The organism is Nonomuraea sp. NPDC049646, from assembly GCF_044465525.1.
Classification (GTDB): Bacteria; Actinomycetota; Actinomycetes; order Streptosporangiales; family Streptosporangiaceae; genus Nonomuraea.
Window position 1 is genome coordinate 84,615 of sequence record NZ_JBITLU010000014.1, and the last position, 13,166, is coordinate 97,780.

The 13,166-nt window shown below is 71.2% G+C and carries 19 protein-coding genes and 1 pseudogene; 2 read left to right on the forward strand and 18 right to left on the reverse strand.

Annotation, left to right across the window (positions count from 1 at the left end):
• Positions 1–14: 14 nt before the first annotated feature.
• Positions 15–854 (reverse strand): hypothetical protein, encoded by an 840-nt coding sequence (locus tag ACIBQ8_RS35270; protein ID WP_397194137.1) that lies wholly within the window; start codon positions 852–854, stop codon positions 15–17.
• 73 nt (positions 855–927) lie between these two features.
• On the opposite strand from ACIBQ8_RS35270, the pseudogene ACIBQ8_RS35275 reads away from it, so the two are divergent.
• Positions 928–1,344, forward strand: a pseudogene (locus ACIBQ8_RS35275) (Clp protease N-terminal domain-containing protein); the annotation flags it as partial.
• A 192-nt stretch (positions 1,345–1,536) separates the two neighbouring features.
• Here the strand turns inward: ACIBQ8_RS35275 and ACIBQ8_RS35280 are convergent.
• The 14 genes from ACIBQ8_RS35280 to ACIBQ8_RS35345 all read right to left on the reverse strand — a co-directional run bounded on the left by ACIBQ8_RS35280 (position 1,537) and on the right by ACIBQ8_RS35345 (position 10,821).
• Positions 1,537–1,812, reverse strand: coding sequence for a GNAT family N-acetyltransferase (locus tag ACIBQ8_RS35280; protein ID WP_397194138.1), 276 nt, complete (start codon positions 1,810–1,812; stop codon positions 1,537–1,539).
• A gap of 116 nt (positions 1,813–1,928) precedes the next feature.
• Positions 1,929–2,078, reverse strand: a complete 150-nt coding sequence (locus ACIBQ8_RS35285) for a hypothetical protein (RefSeq protein ID WP_397194139.1) — start codon at positions 2,076–2,078, stop codon at positions 1,929–1,931.
• A 93-nt stretch (positions 2,079–2,171) separates the two neighbouring features.
• Positions 2,172–2,531 carry a hypothetical protein gene (locus tag ACIBQ8_RS35290; protein ID WP_397194140.1) on the reverse strand — a complete coding sequence of 120 codons (360 nt, stop codon included), beginning with the start codon at positions 2,529–2,531 and terminating at the stop codon, positions 2,172–2,174.
• A complete protein-coding gene (locus tag ACIBQ8_RS35295; RefSeq protein ID WP_397194141.1) occupies positions 2,528–3,724 on the reverse strand; it encodes a hypothetical protein in 1,197 nt (398 codons plus the stop codon). Before ACIBQ8_RS35295 ends, ACIBQ8_RS35290 begins: the two co-directional genes overlap by 4 nt.
• 585 nt (positions 3,725–4,309) lie before the next feature.
• Positions 4,310–4,774: an XF1762 family protein gene (locus tag ACIBQ8_RS35300; RefSeq protein ID WP_397194142.1), complete on the reverse strand. Its 465-nt coding sequence runs from the start codon at positions 4,772–4,774 to the stop codon at positions 4,310–4,312.
• Between the two features lie 45 nt (positions 4,775–4,819).
• Positions 4,820–5,218: a hypothetical protein gene (locus ACIBQ8_RS35305; RefSeq protein ID WP_397194143.1), complete on the reverse strand. Its 399-nt coding sequence runs from the start codon at positions 5,216–5,218 to the stop codon at positions 4,820–4,822.
• A gap of 30 nt (positions 5,219–5,248) precedes the next feature.
• Positions 5,249–5,497 carry a hypothetical protein gene (locus tag ACIBQ8_RS35310; protein WP_397194144.1) on the reverse strand — a complete coding sequence of 83 codons (249 nt, stop codon included), beginning with the start codon at positions 5,495–5,497 and terminating at the stop codon, positions 5,249–5,251.
• A gap of 73 nt (positions 5,498–5,570) precedes the next feature.
• Positions 5,571–5,807, reverse strand: coding sequence for a hypothetical protein (locus ACIBQ8_RS35315; RefSeq protein WP_397194145.1), 237 nt, complete (start codon positions 5,805–5,807; stop codon positions 5,571–5,573).
• Positions 5,804–6,187 (reverse strand): hypothetical protein, encoded by a 384-nt coding sequence (locus ACIBQ8_RS35320; protein WP_397194146.1) that lies wholly within the window; start codon positions 6,185–6,187, stop codon positions 5,804–5,806. Before ACIBQ8_RS35320 ends, ACIBQ8_RS35315 begins: the two co-directional genes overlap by 4 nt.
• Positions 6,188–6,285: 98 nt before the next feature.
• Positions 6,286–7,308: a hypothetical protein gene (locus ACIBQ8_RS35325; RefSeq protein ID WP_397194147.1), complete on the reverse strand. Its 1,023-nt coding sequence runs from the start codon at positions 7,306–7,308 to the stop codon at positions 6,286–6,288.
• A gap of 139 nt (positions 7,309–7,447) precedes the next feature.
• A complete protein-coding gene (locus ACIBQ8_RS35330; RefSeq protein ID WP_397194148.1) occupies positions 7,448–8,950 on the reverse strand; it encodes a hypothetical protein in 1,503 nt (500 codons plus the stop codon).
• 109 nt (positions 8,951–9,059) lie between these two features.
• Positions 9,060–9,542 (reverse strand): hypothetical protein, encoded by a 483-nt coding sequence (locus ACIBQ8_RS35335; RefSeq protein WP_397194149.1) that lies wholly within the window; start codon positions 9,540–9,542, stop codon positions 9,060–9,062.
• 158 nt (positions 9,543–9,700) lie between these two features.
• Entirely contained in the window at positions 9,701–10,093 is a 393-nt protein-coding gene (locus tag ACIBQ8_RS35340; protein ID WP_397194150.1) for a holin, read from the reverse strand.
• Positions 10,072–10,821, reverse strand: a complete 750-nt coding sequence (locus ACIBQ8_RS35345; protein ID WP_397194151.1) for an N-acetylmuramoyl-L-alanine amidase — start codon at positions 10,819–10,821, stop codon at positions 10,072–10,074. Before ACIBQ8_RS35345 ends, ACIBQ8_RS35340 begins: the two co-directional genes overlap by 22 nt.
• Positions 10,822–10,913: 92 nt before the next feature.
• On the opposite strand from ACIBQ8_RS35345, the gene ACIBQ8_RS35350 reads away from it, so the two are divergent.
• The gene (locus ACIBQ8_RS35350; protein WP_397194152.1) at positions 10,914–11,300 is read left to right on the forward strand and encodes a hypothetical protein; all 387 of its coding nucleotides are present in this window, start codon (positions 10,914–10,916) and stop codon (positions 11,298–11,300) included.
• Positions 11,301–11,305: 5 nt separating this feature from the next.
• Here ACIBQ8_RS35350 and ACIBQ8_RS35355 read toward each other — a convergent pair whose 3' ends face one another.
• Genes ACIBQ8_RS35355 through ACIBQ8_RS35365 form a run of 3 tightly spaced genes read right to left on the reverse strand, consistent with a single transcriptional unit; the run spans position 11,306 to position 13,062 of the window.
• Positions 11,306–11,665, reverse strand: a complete 360-nt coding sequence (locus ACIBQ8_RS35355; RefSeq protein WP_397194153.1) for a hypothetical protein — start codon at positions 11,663–11,665, stop codon at positions 11,306–11,308.
• A gap of 15 nt (positions 11,666–11,680) precedes the next feature.
• Positions 11,681–11,986: a hypothetical protein gene (locus tag ACIBQ8_RS35360; protein WP_397194154.1), complete on the reverse strand. Its 306-nt coding sequence runs from the start codon at positions 11,984–11,986 to the stop codon at positions 11,681–11,683.
• Positions 11,987–11,997: 11 nt separating this feature from the next.
• The gene (locus ACIBQ8_RS35365) at positions 11,998–13,062 is read right to left on the reverse strand and encodes a hypothetical protein (protein WP_397194155.1); all 1,065 of its coding nucleotides are present in this window, start codon (positions 13,060–13,062) and stop codon (positions 11,998–12,000) included.
• Positions 13,063–13,166 lie beyond the last annotated feature (104 nt).

Here is a 13,166-nt window from a genome sequence, read left to right on the forward strand (position 1 = left end):
CGTTTTCGTGCACCTTAGTCCAGTCGGCGGCGGGCGTGGCGCTCCTCGCGGCGCGTGACCTCCAGACGTTGCCGGACCTCCTCCAGCCGCTTGCGGGCCTTGGCGAGCTTGCGTTCCAGCCGGGCGACCTTCTCGGCGCGCTCGTCGTAGTCGCGGGTGACCGACTCCAGGGCCTCGGCCCACTCCCGGTGGGCCGCCTCGGCCTCCGCGCGCTCCTTCGCCTTCCTCGCCTCTTCGGCCTCCTTCGCCTCCTTCGCCTCTCGGGCCTGCCGGGCCTCGGCCGCCGCCCGCGCCTCGGCCGCCGCGTCCTTCCCGGCCCGCCCCCGCGCCCTGGATCGGGGCCCGCTGGAGGGGGTGGTGGCGGGCGCGGTGGAAGGGGCAGTGGCGGGGGCGGGGGCGGGGGCGAAGCCGCTGTAGCTGAGCGGTTTGGCCAGGCGGCCGGCCCGCACCTGGTCGGCGGCGCCGGCGTCCACGACGGCCGCGTCCAGCGTCTGGTCCACCTCCGAGGCGGCCGCCGCCGACAGGCCGCCGCCCTGCCTGGCCAGCCTCGCCACCTTGGCGGTCGCCTCGCCGCGCGACCGGGTCAGCTCGGCCAGCGCTCCGGCGTCCTGCGCCTGCCAGGCCGCGCGCAGCCGCTCCCCCACGCCGAGCAGTTCGGCCAGCTCGGCGGGGTGCTCGCGGGCCAGCCGGTTGACCGCCCAGGCCGAGACGGTGGGCTTGCGCAGCTTCGCGATGTCGCGCGAGAGCCGTACGTCGCCCGCCTCCTTGGCCGCGCGGACCTCGGCCGCGCGGGCGGCGGTGAACTCCGCCGGCGGGACTGCGTAGAGGCGGCCGGCCACCTCGTCAAGATCCACACAGGACAAATACCCCACACGGCGTGGTTTGTAGCGCATAGTGGAGGCAGCCCCAGTCGAACGGAGGCCCCCGGTGTTCGAACGCTTCACCGACCGTGCGCGCAGGGTCGTCGTGCTCGCCCAGGAGGAGGCGCGGCAGATGAGCCACGACTACATCGGCACGGAACACATCCTGCTGGGCCTCATCCACGAGGGCGAGGGGCTGGCCGCGCTGGTGCTCGACGGCTGCGGCGTGGAGCTGGAGCACGTACGGGCCTTCGTGGAGCGCGAGGTGGGCCGCGGGGCCAGCTCGCCGAGCGGGCACATCCCCTTCACCCCGCGCGCCAAGAAGGTGCTGGAGCTGTCCCTGCGCGAGGCGTTGCAGCTGCGCCACAACTACATCGGCACCGAGCACATCCTGCTCGGGCTGATCAGGGAGGGCGAGGGGCTGGCCGCCCAGGCGCTGGCCGAGACCGGCGCCGACCTGGCCGACGTCCGGCAGCGCCTGCTCGACCGGGTGGGCCGCGGCACCAGGGAACGTCCGACGGAGGTGTACTTCGGCGGCGGCTCGGTGCTCGCCGAACGGCTCACCCGCATCGAGGAGAGCCTGGAACGCATCGAGCGTCACCTCGGCATCGGCCCGGCCGCCGCCCCAGCCGACTCCGGCGGGCCAGGCGGGCCCGGCGAGCCCGAGGAGGAGGGCCTAGGCTGAGGCCCGCGCGCCGACCGGCAGCCGCGCCTCCACGACGCCCGGGTCCTCGGTCCGGCCGACGGAGGCCCCCAGGGTGGTCAGCAGGCCGCGCATCCGCGCGTTGTCGGCCAGCAGCGTGGCCCTGACCTCGGCATACCCGAGGTCGCGCGCCTGCCGCACCAGCATCCGGGCCAGCACGGTGCCCAAACCACGCCCCTGCCAGCGGTCCTCCACCAGGAAGGCCATCTCGGCGATGCCGGGGTCGGGGGTGAACATGAGGTTTCCCATTTCGCCTTTGTCATATAGGGCCCGACCTGCGGCTCGACCACGTCCCCGATAACCCGCCGAGCAGTTTTGCCCGGTTCTTCTGTGCGCGTTCATCATTCCGCGTGAGAACTACAGCGCTATTCGGCGGGCCGCGCGCAACCGCAATCCCGGCAGCGCAGCGTTTCGGGGTCACCCTCCATCGGCCACCAGAAATGATCGAAGGTGACGATGCATATCCAACGCCGCCACCACGCGGGACGCGGCAGCGGGACCAGCTCACCGTCCATGCCCCGGAACGTAGCGAGCCCCGCACCGGCATGCGGTGCGGGGCTCGCCCACTGATCGGCTTTCCGGCCCGGCTCCCGTGCGGGCCGCCCGCCTCACCCGCCGCGCGCCGCCCGGCGCCGGCGTCGGGCCCGGCTGATCGGCGTCACCGTCGCCAGCGGCAACAGGCCGGGGATCTCCGGCGTCGGCTCGCCCGGCTGCAGCTTCGGGCAGGTCTGGTGATGGGGGGTGAACCGCGTCTCCTGCGGGGCCGGCGCGAGAGCGCCCGCCCCGAGCAGCGATCGCGACACCCAGTGCCGTGGGCCCTTGCGGTAGGCGGCGACGCTTCCGGCCGGGTCGGGCTTGGCGTCCAGGGGCTGGCGCTCGCCGCGCTCGGTGACGGTCCAGAGGATCTTGCGGTTGCAGCCGCCGTCCGGCCAGGTGCAGCGGGACAGCTCTTTGTCGAAGGGGGTCACGGCTCACCTTCCCGGGCGTCGTCGTCGGCGTACATCTGCTCCAGGCGCACGAACGTCTCCAGCACCCGTTCCCAATCTTGCTGGTCAGCGTCGGTCCAGGGACGATCGGCTGGAGGGAAGAGCGGGGCGTCGCACGGGCAGGCGGCGGGGTCCAGGCCGTCTTCGGCGCAGACGGTGCCCAGCATCACGTCGTGGCCCAGGCGGCGCAGCACCTCCCGGTATTCGGGGATGTGCTGGTGCTCGGCGTAGCGGTCTTCGGCCGCGACCATGACGGCGTAGCGGATGATCGCATCAGCGCCGAAGTGCTCCAGGGCCTGCACGGTCATCGGCACCAGGTGCCGGGTGCGCACCCAGCCGGGCGCCAGGCGGTAGCGGCGGAGCTGGGCCAAGATGGCTCGCCCTCGAATCGACTTCTTCCGGTCCGGTTGCGCCGAAGGCGCCTCGCACGCCCGCGCGTTACGGTCCGCAGGCCCGCCTACGGCGGGAACCTGGGGGTTTTGATCTTGACTCTCTTCTCTCTTCTTTTCTTTCTCTAGAAAACCCTCTCTTGTATGTCCGCAATCTGCGGAGCGGCGGGTCCGCAATGTGCGGACCGGCGGTTCCGCATTTTGCGGACTGGTGCCAACCTGCGGCGCTGCGGCGTCTTCGCTGGTGGCGGCCACTCCGCAATCTGCGGACTGGGCCCCGACCTCCCCGCCCGGCTTGTCCTCCTCTGTCCGAGCCGCATTTTGCGGACCGGCCTCGACCTGCGGAGATTGCTCCTCCGAACCGTCCGCTTTACCGAGAGCATGCTCAAGCTCAAGGATCCTCGCCCGCATACGGGCACCCTTGGTGTCTTTGAGCCAGTAGCTGGAAACGAGCCAATTGCCCGTCGCCGGGTCGCGCTGACGGTTGACCCGCACAATGCCCTTCTCCTCCAGCTCCTTCACGCCCCGGTCGAAGGTGTCGGTGCTGATCGACATCACAGCAGCCAGCTCCTGCCGCTTGACTTGCTCCTTCCGCCTGCGCATGCCCCATTCGAGGCCACGAACCAGGCAGATGTAGGCGTCCTTGGCGCGCCGGCTGAGCCCCGGGAAATCCAGGACGAAGTACGCGACCCGGGCGAAGTAGTCAGGCTCCTCGTCGGCGTGCTCGTACCCGAGCTCCACCCCTTCGGGCCCTTCTTGACCGGGCCAGTCCTCCGGGAGCGTCATGCGCGCCCCCCTTGCCTGGCCGCCGCCCCGGCCTGGCCACAGCACGCCGGGGGGAACTGCACACAATTCTTGATCATCAGTGATTCCTGGATCATCTATGGCGATCGGCGCACCCTCATGCGGGCACGGCGACGGTCATGCGGATGGTGAGAGAGCCGCGGGCCGCCAGGACCTGGCGGGCGGAGCGGCGAGCTGGGCCGTCATCGTCGGAACCGGCGAGCGCGCGGAGCTGCCGGCGACGGATCAGCGGTCAGCGCGGGGACCGCAGGGCCCAGAAATTGCGAGACCGAGTTGGCCCCGAACCCCTGTGCCACCCCATACGGGGAAGGTAAAATCGAAGACACGTAGACCACCTAGTCCCTGATCCGGATTGGTCTGCACTTACGTCCCGCGCCTGGCGGCCATGCCGGGCGACGGGACTTATTCATTTGAGGGGAATTGCCTAGCTCTGGCATGGCCGCCACCTGCGCGAGGGAACGACACGGCGGCAACCATGCCCTGGAAACATAGCTCTGTCATGGCATACAGGGCTACTAGTCACGCCCATCGTGTCCGGCGCGCCTGCGCCGCTGGGCCGCGGTCATCTCATTCGTCAGGGGCTTCCCACAGGGTCCGAGCGACCCCTTCACCGCCGGTCGGCGTCCGGGGACGGGACGGGGTGTCCCAGCCGCGCCGCGGCGGCCGCTCCGCCACCACCCGCCAGCCCGCGCCGCGCACCGACGCGCCCGCCTCACCGGCCTCCAGATAGGTGACCAGGCGGGTGTAGCCCAGCGCCTTGGCCGCCTTCCAGGCGCGCGCGTACAGGAAGCTGCAGGCACCCGGAGTGCCGTCGGTGGCCAGCCGCAGAACCTCCAGCGTCTCGCCGTTGTCCAAGAAGCGCGCGATCGGACGGCCCACGATGGCCACACCGATCAGCCGCCGCCCCAGCGCGGTGCCGAGGGAGAACTTGTGGCCGCGCGGTGGCCGGCGGTGGTGGGGATGGTGGTGCCACACCGCGACGAAGTCACATGCCTCTCTGAAGCGGACGGGCACCAGTTGCAGCCTGATCACCCTCGAGCCCTCCGCGCCTGCGGGAAACGTGTCCAGCAGCGCCACTCACCGCCCCGCCTGGCGGGGCGGAACGAGGTGGGCGGGACCGGCCGCCATGCTGCCGCGCCGCCGCCCGAGCACCAGCCAACCGCCGGCCTCCAGCGCCTGGCACAGCTCACGCGCGTACAGGCGCCGCACTCCCGGCTCGTAGCGGCCCGGGGTGACCTCCTCATCCAGGTCGGGCCGGGCCTGCAGCGCGAGCTCGCGCCAGGTCGGCCCGATCCCCTCTCGCTGCCGGTAGGCGGCCACCCAGGCCGCCAGAGCGCGGCAGAGGTCTTCGTCGGCCAGGTCCTCGGCGAGCAGCTGGCGGATGCGGGGCAGGTACGGGCGGGCCCGTTCGAGCAGTTCGGCCTGCGCAGCCTGATAGGCCACCTGGGAAGGGCGGGTACGACGACGACGGGTCATGGCGATCTCCTGGCAAGAGGATGAGGGTGGTCAGAACAGGGCGTCGTGAAGGATCGCCAGGCCGTACTCGACGTCGTCGAAGGCCCAACCGTCCTCGCGCCGGTCGTCCAGCCACAAGGCGACCATCTGGCGGGTCTGCGCGACCGCGGCCGCCAGGCCGACGCCGTGGTTGGCGCCGCCGCACACGCACGTGCAGCGCAGGTCCAGGCCGTTGTAGCAGTTGGCGTCGCAGCGGCCGACCAGCGCGCGGCCGAGGTAGAGGGCGATGAGGGTGCTCACCGGCCGCCCCCGAGCGGCCGCCGGCGAGCCCGGCCCGAGCCGCCGGCGGGGCGGCCCGGGCGAGCAGCAGTGGTCATCCGATCGCGGGGTGCCTGCCGAGGTAGGTGCGGCGAGCGTCCTCGACGATCGCCCGGATGCCCGCGTACGTCTTCCACCCGCACCCGCATCCACAGGCGGCCTCGTAACCGGTGGCGCCGGGGCACTGCTGACGCTCACGCGGCTGGGAAGACGGACCAAGGCGATGGGTGCAGGTCGTGTCGTCGGCGTGCACGCGGCGGATCTTCACCGACGGCTTCTTCGGCTTGCTCATGCCCGCGCCTCTCCGTCGGCGACCGGCATGCCGCCGGCTAGGCCCGCGTACACCACGGCGAGCACGTGCACGCATGCCGTGCAGACGTCCACGCCGAGCGGGTTGGGCACCCACGCGCAGCCGCCCTGGCAGGCGGCGTTCTCCGTGCAGCCGCACAGACGGCAAGCAGCCTCCTCGCCCTCCTCGCCCTCGGCGCCGCGGACGCGCTGCTCCCACAGTGCCCCCACGTGCTCCGGCGTGAGACCGGTCAGAAGCTTCTGGTTCGCCCGGCTGACGAGGTTCTCCGCAGCCGTACGGGCCGCCTCCTCCGGCACGCGGGTGCCGGGGTCGAGGAGGTACTTCAGCAGCTGGTTGAGGTGGTTGGCCTCGGTGATGTTCACGTCACGCTCCTGGTCGGGGGCATCACAGGTGCCCAAGGGGGGTTGAAGAGGTGATCTGTGGGGGCCGCCCGGCCCGGCGCGCCGGGCGGCCAGGATGATCAAGGCGACGAGGCGCCGGCCTCGCCGGGCTCAGGGTCGGGCTGAGCACCGAGCGAGAGAATGTCGCCGAGCAGGCCCTGCCGGAACATGCTCTCGATCCGCTTCTTACCCGGGTCGTGCCCCTTCGGCTTGGTGTACGCCAGCCGGAACTGGCCAGTGCGCACCGGAGGCCGGATCGCGGCCACCTTGACCAGCTCACCCGTATCCGGATCCGGCACATGACCGTCGCTGGTCAGCTGCTCGCTCAGCAGCGTGTGGTACACGGGGTAGACCTCGGTCCGAACGTATTCAGGATGGAGCTGCGCGATGTAGGCGTGCACGTCGGGCAGGTCGAGCGCCCTCTCGGAGATCACCTCGCGCACCTGATGCGGGGCGTGCCGCCGCGCGAAGGCGAGCACCCCCTTCGCGTTCCAGACGATCTCCGGCTCGGGCTCCTGGATGTGGACGGTCGCCACGGCGGGCCCGCCATCGTCCAAGGTGACCCCGACGGACTTCGTGCCGTGCACCAGCTGGGCAGCGGCATACACCTGCTCCGCCCGCTGCCGGGTGAGCTTGAGCTGCGCCGCGATGGCCTGACGGACCACGTCGAGGTAGGCCACGGCGTGGCCCAGCTCCTGCACGCCCTCACCGCGCTCCTCGGCGTCGGCCAGCAACTGCTTGGCCTGGGCGATGTCCTCCTCCGTCGGCGCGAGGGACGGGTCCGGCTCGGTGGCGGGGCCCATCGCCATGGCGGTCAGCTCGGCGAAGTGCAGGTTCTCGAACCCCGGGAGCGCGTCATCGCCGGTGTAGGTCACAGGGCCGTCAGCGCCGGGAACCCCATGGATGGTGGTGCTCGGCGTCTTCTCCTGCAGCCGTTCGACGTCGACGCCGTCCGCCTGGAGTTCCGCGACGAATTCGGCGGCCTCGGCGGGAGAGAGTATGCCGAAACCGAAGTCGCCACCCACGCCGACCCCGTTGGCGTCGCCGACGAGGAACTCAGTCGCGCCCTTCTCGGCGTGCTGCTCGTTCCACAGCTCGGCCATGGTGGGGCCACCCTCGAACAGCGGGGTGTGCCCCGCCGGAGGGGCGGGCAGGTCCTGTGCTGGCGGGGCCGGGGTGAACGTCCCCGTCTCGAAGTCGTACATTCCCGGCCCCATGTCCGGGGTCCACACATCGGGCATGTCAGGCTGCCTTTCCGGTCTTGCCCTGCTGGGCCTGCTGGCGGTTCTTCAGGGCCTGGCCGACCATGGCGGTCAGGACCTCACGGGGCGTCTTGTTCACCTGGCTCGCCTGGGCCAGCGCGGCTTGGGCGTACTGGCCGATTCGGTTGGCCTGAGAGCGGGTGAGGTCAGGGAGCTGCCGGATCTGGTGGCCGACCAGGGCGGAGCAGACCGCCAGCTGAGCGGCCCCCCTGGTGTCGCAGGCGGTGAGCGCCTTGTCCAGCCGGTCGAGCAGTGCGCCGTCCGCGCGCTCGTCGGGCGAGCTGCCGGCGTTGGCGGGAGCGGCAGGGACGTCCTGGGCGGACCGGTCGGCCTGCAGGCGTGCGAAGCGGTTGCCTGGGGCGATCGGCGGCCGCGCCTGGGCGGATCGCTGTTCCTGCTGTTCGTCCTGCTGGAGCGGCGCGTCGAGTGCGCGGCCCAGCCTCACGATCAGGTCGAGCAGCCGTTCGCCGGCCTCGTCGCCGCCGTCAACGGTGACGGTCGTCGACATCAGGGCCGGGTGCCCGGCCTCGGCGAGCAGTTCGAGAAGCTTCTCGCGGTCGCCGGCCTGGTGCGCGGCGAGGGCATCATCGCGCACCGACTCAGGTGTGCGCTCGCTGCCGCACTCGACGTAGTCGCGGCGTGCTGTCGCAGCAGGGTCGAAGCGCAAGCCCTTGAAAATGAACTGCTCCAGGGTGAACCCACCGACCCGGCGGGGCTGCTCAAACTTCTGACCGATGCGCATGTGCTTGGACCGGCAGCCCATGATGACGGGATCTTCGTCGCGGAACATCCGGACGTGCGCGGTCACGGCGAAGGGAATGTCACGCTGGGATTCGATCTTGTAGTCGGTCTCGCCGACGACCGGGTTGCCGTCCTTCCCGATCTTGGCCGTTTCCCGGCCTCGGGCGGTGATCAGCAGAATGCCCTCGAACGTGATCAGCATCTTGAGGAACTCGATGTGCCGACGGTGGTGAACATCCGTCCAAACGTTCGGAGGCACGGTGATCTCCGCGTTGGGGTCCCGCTCCAGGATCGCCCTGTTCTTCCTGCTGGACCGGGCGCGGACGTCTGCCCAGGTCTTCAGCATGTCCCACATCGCCGAGGCCGAGTCGACCACGAGCACGACGGGCTTGCCGCCGGCGGCCCGCACAGCGGCGGCGTGGGCGTGGACCTCGCGGACGCGCTGCATGATCGAGTGCCACGACCCGTCGTGCTGCAGCATCTGGTAGGTGATCTGACCGGTGATGGCGTCGCCGTATTCGTCGCCCGCGGCCTCCCCCAGGTCCAGCCAGAACGAGTCACCGACGAGCGGGCTGGCGGTGAGCTCAGCGCACAGCCAGCTCTTGCCGCTCTTCTCACCGCCCTCGATCAAGATGGACGGTGGCGGGACCAGGCAGTTCGGCGGCCGAGCATTAATCGCGGCAGCCGTCTGCTCGGGCGTGGGAGTGGCCGCGGGCGCCTCATGGCGCTGCTGGGTCGGCATGGGATTTCCCTTCACGGAGTGCGATGGGCCTAGGTGAGAGTGTGCGGTGCAGTTTCAGAGGACCCCTACGAGTCCGAGCCGCCCATGTGGATCACGGGTGGCAGGGGGCTCATCCCGGCTTGGGGTACGGGATGAAGCCCGGTCGCTGCGACTGCGGGGGCAGTCTGGCGAGGCTGAACTTGCGTCCTGTGAGGCGCGCGAACTCCTCCCAGGGCGGCGCCCACCACACGGGCGTCTTGCCGATGCGGTCGTAGGGCTCCGGCGTCTTGACGTCCTGGCGGCCTCGGGTCTGCATCGTCTCCACAGTGCGGACGGAGACGTTGAAGCAGAGCGCGAGTTCCTTGTTGCCCAGCAGGGGCGGCAGGGCGTCGCGGTCGATCTGGGTGAGGTCGACCTGGCCCACTTCTGGGCCGAAGCGTTCGGCGAGCCAGACGTCGGCGCCGCTGGCGATCCAGTCTGGCGGCCCCCACTTGCCGCGACGCTTGTGCGAATAGGCTTGTGGACGGCTGATGCCCCACAGGTCGATCACGCCGCCGACGCCTATGAGCCGGACGGTGCCGATGTCGATGTCGGTGCTGATGATGTTGTTCACCTCCTTTCGAGGCTGCCGACGATGTTGCGAGATGAACACTACACACCCGGTGACCTGCGTGCAAGATGAGCACTACACCTGTGGGATGACGCTGTCACCACCGGCGGTGCCCCGTATGCTCTCCTCGACCGCTCGCTTGGGGCGAGCGGCCCGCCCTTTCACGGAGTGCGGTGTGAAGCGCCCGGCGCGCGAGCCGGGCGCTTCACCTTTCCTCGCCCGGCCGCTCCGCTGCCTGCCCCGTCAGCGGCGGCCACCGGCACCTGGCGACGAGGCAACCCCGCAGCGAACCCGGCCGTGGCAGGATCACCGACGCCCCCGGCCACGACCGACACCAGGATCGACACCATCGCCGACGCCGACGCCGCACCCGCGGCCAGCCGCCAGTCCGCGGCCGGGACGATCGTCAGCTCCTTGCCGGCCAGCACCGTCAGCGCCCCTCCCGCGGCCGCGCGCACGGCGCGCTCGACGGCGTCGGTCCAGAACTCGATCGAGGCCAGCCGCCGCGGCGGCCCCGCCCGGCGGTGTCCGCTCACGTGATCGGCGCGGTCCACGCCGCCTCCCAGGTCTCCCTGTTCACCCGGCCGTTGACCGGGGCGATGCCCTTCTCCTGCTGGAAGGCCGCCGCCACCTCCTGGGAGCCGGGCCCGAACAAGCCGTCGACGACGATCTGCCACCCCCTGCGGGCCATCTGGGCCTGCCAGGTGCGCACGTCCTGCCCGGTCATGAAGGGCGGGTAGTGCAGAACCCGGTGGAACGGCGGCGCTGACGGCGGCTTCTGGCCGGGCCGCAGGTGCCCTCGCTGGATCCAGCCGTAGAGCCATTCACCGGGGCAGTCGGTGTCGTAGCCGTCCCGGTGGCCCTTCACCTCCTGGCCGGCGCCGTTCTGGCGCAGCCATTCGATGGCGTCGACCAGGCCGTGCAGCATCCCGGCCGGAGGGACGACCAGGCCGCTGGTGCCGGCGAGCGCGCAGAGCGCGTAATGGTCGGTGTTGAGGCCGGGACCGTTGGCGGCGGGCAGCACGCCGACCCCTCGGCCGATCAGCACCTGGCGGTGGCTGCAGACGCAGGCGGTGTAGCCGATGTCGTTCCAGCCGTTGGCGTCCATGTGCTGTTCCTGGATGGCGCGCACGAGCCGTACGCACAGGTCGTGGTCGTCCGCGGTGGCGGGATCGACGCGCGAACCGACGTAGTGGATTTTCACTCCGGCGGGCTGGCGGTCCAGCTCGGTGCGGTCGCGGCTGGCACGAGCGTGCCAGGCCGTGCGGGTGACCAGCGTCATGACGGGCTCCCTTGATGGTCGGGTGTGAACGTGGGCCCCGCAGGACCGGGCGGCCCGGGCGGGCCTGGCGGTCCGGCACGACCTGGCGGACCTTGCGGGCCTGGCTCGCCGCGCTGCCCCCGCTCGCCCGCCGGACCCGCAGGCCCTGGCGGGCCCCTGCGGCCCGGCCTTCCGTCTCGTCCCGGAGGGCCTGCAGGACCTCGCGGCCCGGCCGAGCCGGGAGGCCCGGCCTGGCCGGGTGGGCCCGCGGGTCCGTCGCTGCCGCGCTCGCCGGGCGGCCCTGGGGTGAAGCTGACCGCGGGCACTCCACCGAGATCCTCGACCTGTTCCCCGAGCACGTCGCGCTGTTGCTGGGTGCGCTCGAAGTCGCGCCGCAGCTCGTGCAGCTGCAGCGATACCGCGATGAACAGGCCCAGGACCAGCAGCACCGCCCCGGCGAGCACGGCTACGCGGGCCAGGCGGGCCATGCCGGCGCGTGAGGGCGTCACGGCTTGCCGCCGCGGGCCATGAGGACCTGCACGAGCACCCCGCACAAGAAGATCGCGGCGGGGATGAGAGCGGAGTAGATGAGCTGCCGCCAGTCGGTGCCGCGTTGCTTGGCCGCGTTCTCCAGGGCGTCGGCCAGCTTGTCGTGCCCGCTTTCCAGCTTGGCAAGGCGGTCCAGCATGGCCGAGCGTTCAGCCTCGTAGCGGTCGCGCGTGACGAGCTGGTCCAGCCGGGCCGCCACGGCGGTCCACTCGCGCTCCTGGCGCAGGCGCAGGTCGGCCAGGTCCTCGCGGATGTCTGTGCGCAGGTCGCCCAGGCGGCGCATGACCTCCGCGAGGGACGCGGCCTCCTCGCTCATCGGGGCTGGCCCTGGTTAGTGCTGCTCGTCGGTATCGGTGTAGCCGGACAGGTGCCGCGCGGCCTGGTCGGAGACGCCGACCGCGATCAGCGCCTCGTAGACCTGGCGTTGCCGCTCGGTGTCGGCCGCGTGCAGCTCCTCGACGTACCGCTCGTGAGCGGCTTGCAGGTCGGCGAGCGCGGTCTCATACTCGGCGGCGTTGATCTCGCGGGCGCCGTCGGGCAGGACGAACGTGGTGTTGCCGTCGCCGGTGGCCTGCCCCACGGCACCGCCAGGCATGACGTAGTACCGGTCGACGGCATCGGTTGGCTGCTTGGTCATGGGGCCCTCTCCTACAGAATCCACTGAAATGCCCGGATGAATGTCTGGATGCGGTTGTAGGTGGCGCCGGCGCTGCCGCGCCCCATCCGAATGTCGAGGCCGAAGGCGTTGGAGCCGCCGGGCGGCAGGACGAATGGATTCTGAGCGAGGACCTTCGTGACCTGGATGTGGAAATCGTTCTCCGTCGACGACCCGGTGTTGCGGTGGTAGATCATCTCGTCGGTGTACATTCCGACCGCCGCTCCAGCACCGGCGGGCAGCACGAAATCGACGTCCAGCTCGATCTCCACGATCACGTAGGAGTCGCGGCACGGGTCCGGGTTCGTGATCGTGAACGTCCGGGTCTCGACCAGCGTGTCCTGAGCCGCTGGAACGGCCACGTCGGGATACGACTGGTTGGCGGTCGGCGAGTTGCTGGCCGAGACGTACCCGCGCGGCTCCGAGCGCAGCGTGCCGTTGGCGTCGCAGAACACCCGGCCAGCCTGCGTTGTCACGTCGCAGGCGGCGTACGGCCAGGCCGTGACCTTGGCCGCCAGCGGGGAGCCGGCCGACCCGTCCCCGGCCAGGCCGCACGCGGTGGTGATGGCGGCCGCGGTGGCCGCCACCAGGAGGCCGTTGGGGCCGCACTGCAGCTGGTTGCCTGGGGCGGGGTCGAGGCGCGGGGTGGCGGTGATGGGCGATCCAGCCGATCCATCGCCGTCGACCGCGATGCACGGGGTGTCGCCGGTGATGACCGTGGAGCCTGCTCCGGCGGGCACGTACAGGCCCTGGTCACCGCCGAGCGCCAGGTTGTTGCCGGGATCGGTCGACAGCCGGGCGCCGATGACGCCGGAGGCCGGGTCGTAGGTGGCGCCGGGCCCGGCCGACAGGCAGGGCCGGACCTGGGAGCAGTCCACGCTCGCAGGGGTGCTGGAGATGACGCCTGTGGCCGGGTCGTAGGCGATGCCGGTGCCGGCCGACAGGCAGGGCCTGACCTGGTCGCAGGTGACCGTGCCGCCACCTGCGGAGGCGGAGATCACGTAGGGGTTGGTGGTACTTCCGTCACCTGCGACGGCGATGTTCTCGCCAGCCGTCACCACGCAGGAGCATCGGGTGTTACCGCAGCCGCATCGAGCCAACAGGGGCCTCCGTGAAGGGAGTGGGCTTTGCCCGGCCCACAACCAGCGGTAGCGCCCGGCCC

Excerpts from the sequence above, each read along its gene's own strand:
- ACIBQ8_RS35280 (WP_397194138.1), bottom strand. The coding sequence starts at position 1,812 with ATGGGAAACCTCATGTTCACCCCCGACCCCGGCATCGCCGAGATGGCC.
- ACIBQ8_RS35285 (WP_397194139.1), bottom strand. The coding sequence starts at position 2,078 with ATGGACGGTGAGCTGGTCCCGCTGCCGCGTCCCGCGTGGTGGCGGCGT.
- ACIBQ8_RS35295 (WP_397194141.1), bottom strand. The coding sequence starts at position 3,724 with ATGACGCTCCCGGAGGACTGGCCCGGTCAAGAAGGGCCCGAAGGGGTG.
- ACIBQ8_RS35305 (WP_397194143.1), bottom strand. The coding sequence starts at position 5,218 with ATGACCCGTCGTCGTCGTACCCGCCCTTCCCAGGTGGCCTATCAGGCT.
- ACIBQ8_RS35315 (WP_397194145.1), bottom strand. The coding sequence starts at position 5,807 with ATGAGCAAGCCGAAGAAGCCGTCGGTGAAGATCCGCCGCGTGCACGCC.
- ACIBQ8_RS35325 (WP_397194147.1), bottom strand. The coding sequence starts at position 7,308 with ATGGCCGAGCTGTGGAACGAGCAGCACGCCGAGAAGGGCGCGACTGAG.
- ACIBQ8_RS35330 (WP_397194148.1), bottom strand. The coding sequence starts at position 8,950 with ATGCCGACCCAGCAGCGCCATGAGGCGCCCGCGGCCACTCCCACGCCC.
- ACIBQ8_RS35345 (WP_397194151.1), bottom strand. The coding sequence starts at position 10,821 with ATGACGCTGGTCACCCGCACGGCCTGGCACGCTCGTGCCAGCCGCGAC.
- ACIBQ8_RS35355 (WP_397194153.1), bottom strand. The coding sequence starts at position 11,665 with ATGAGCGAGGAGGCCGCGTCCCTCGCGGAGGTCATGCGCCGCCTGGGC.
- ACIBQ8_RS35360 (WP_397194154.1), bottom strand. The coding sequence starts at position 11,986 with ATGACCAAGCAGCCAACCGATGCCGTCGACCGGTACTACGTCATGCCT.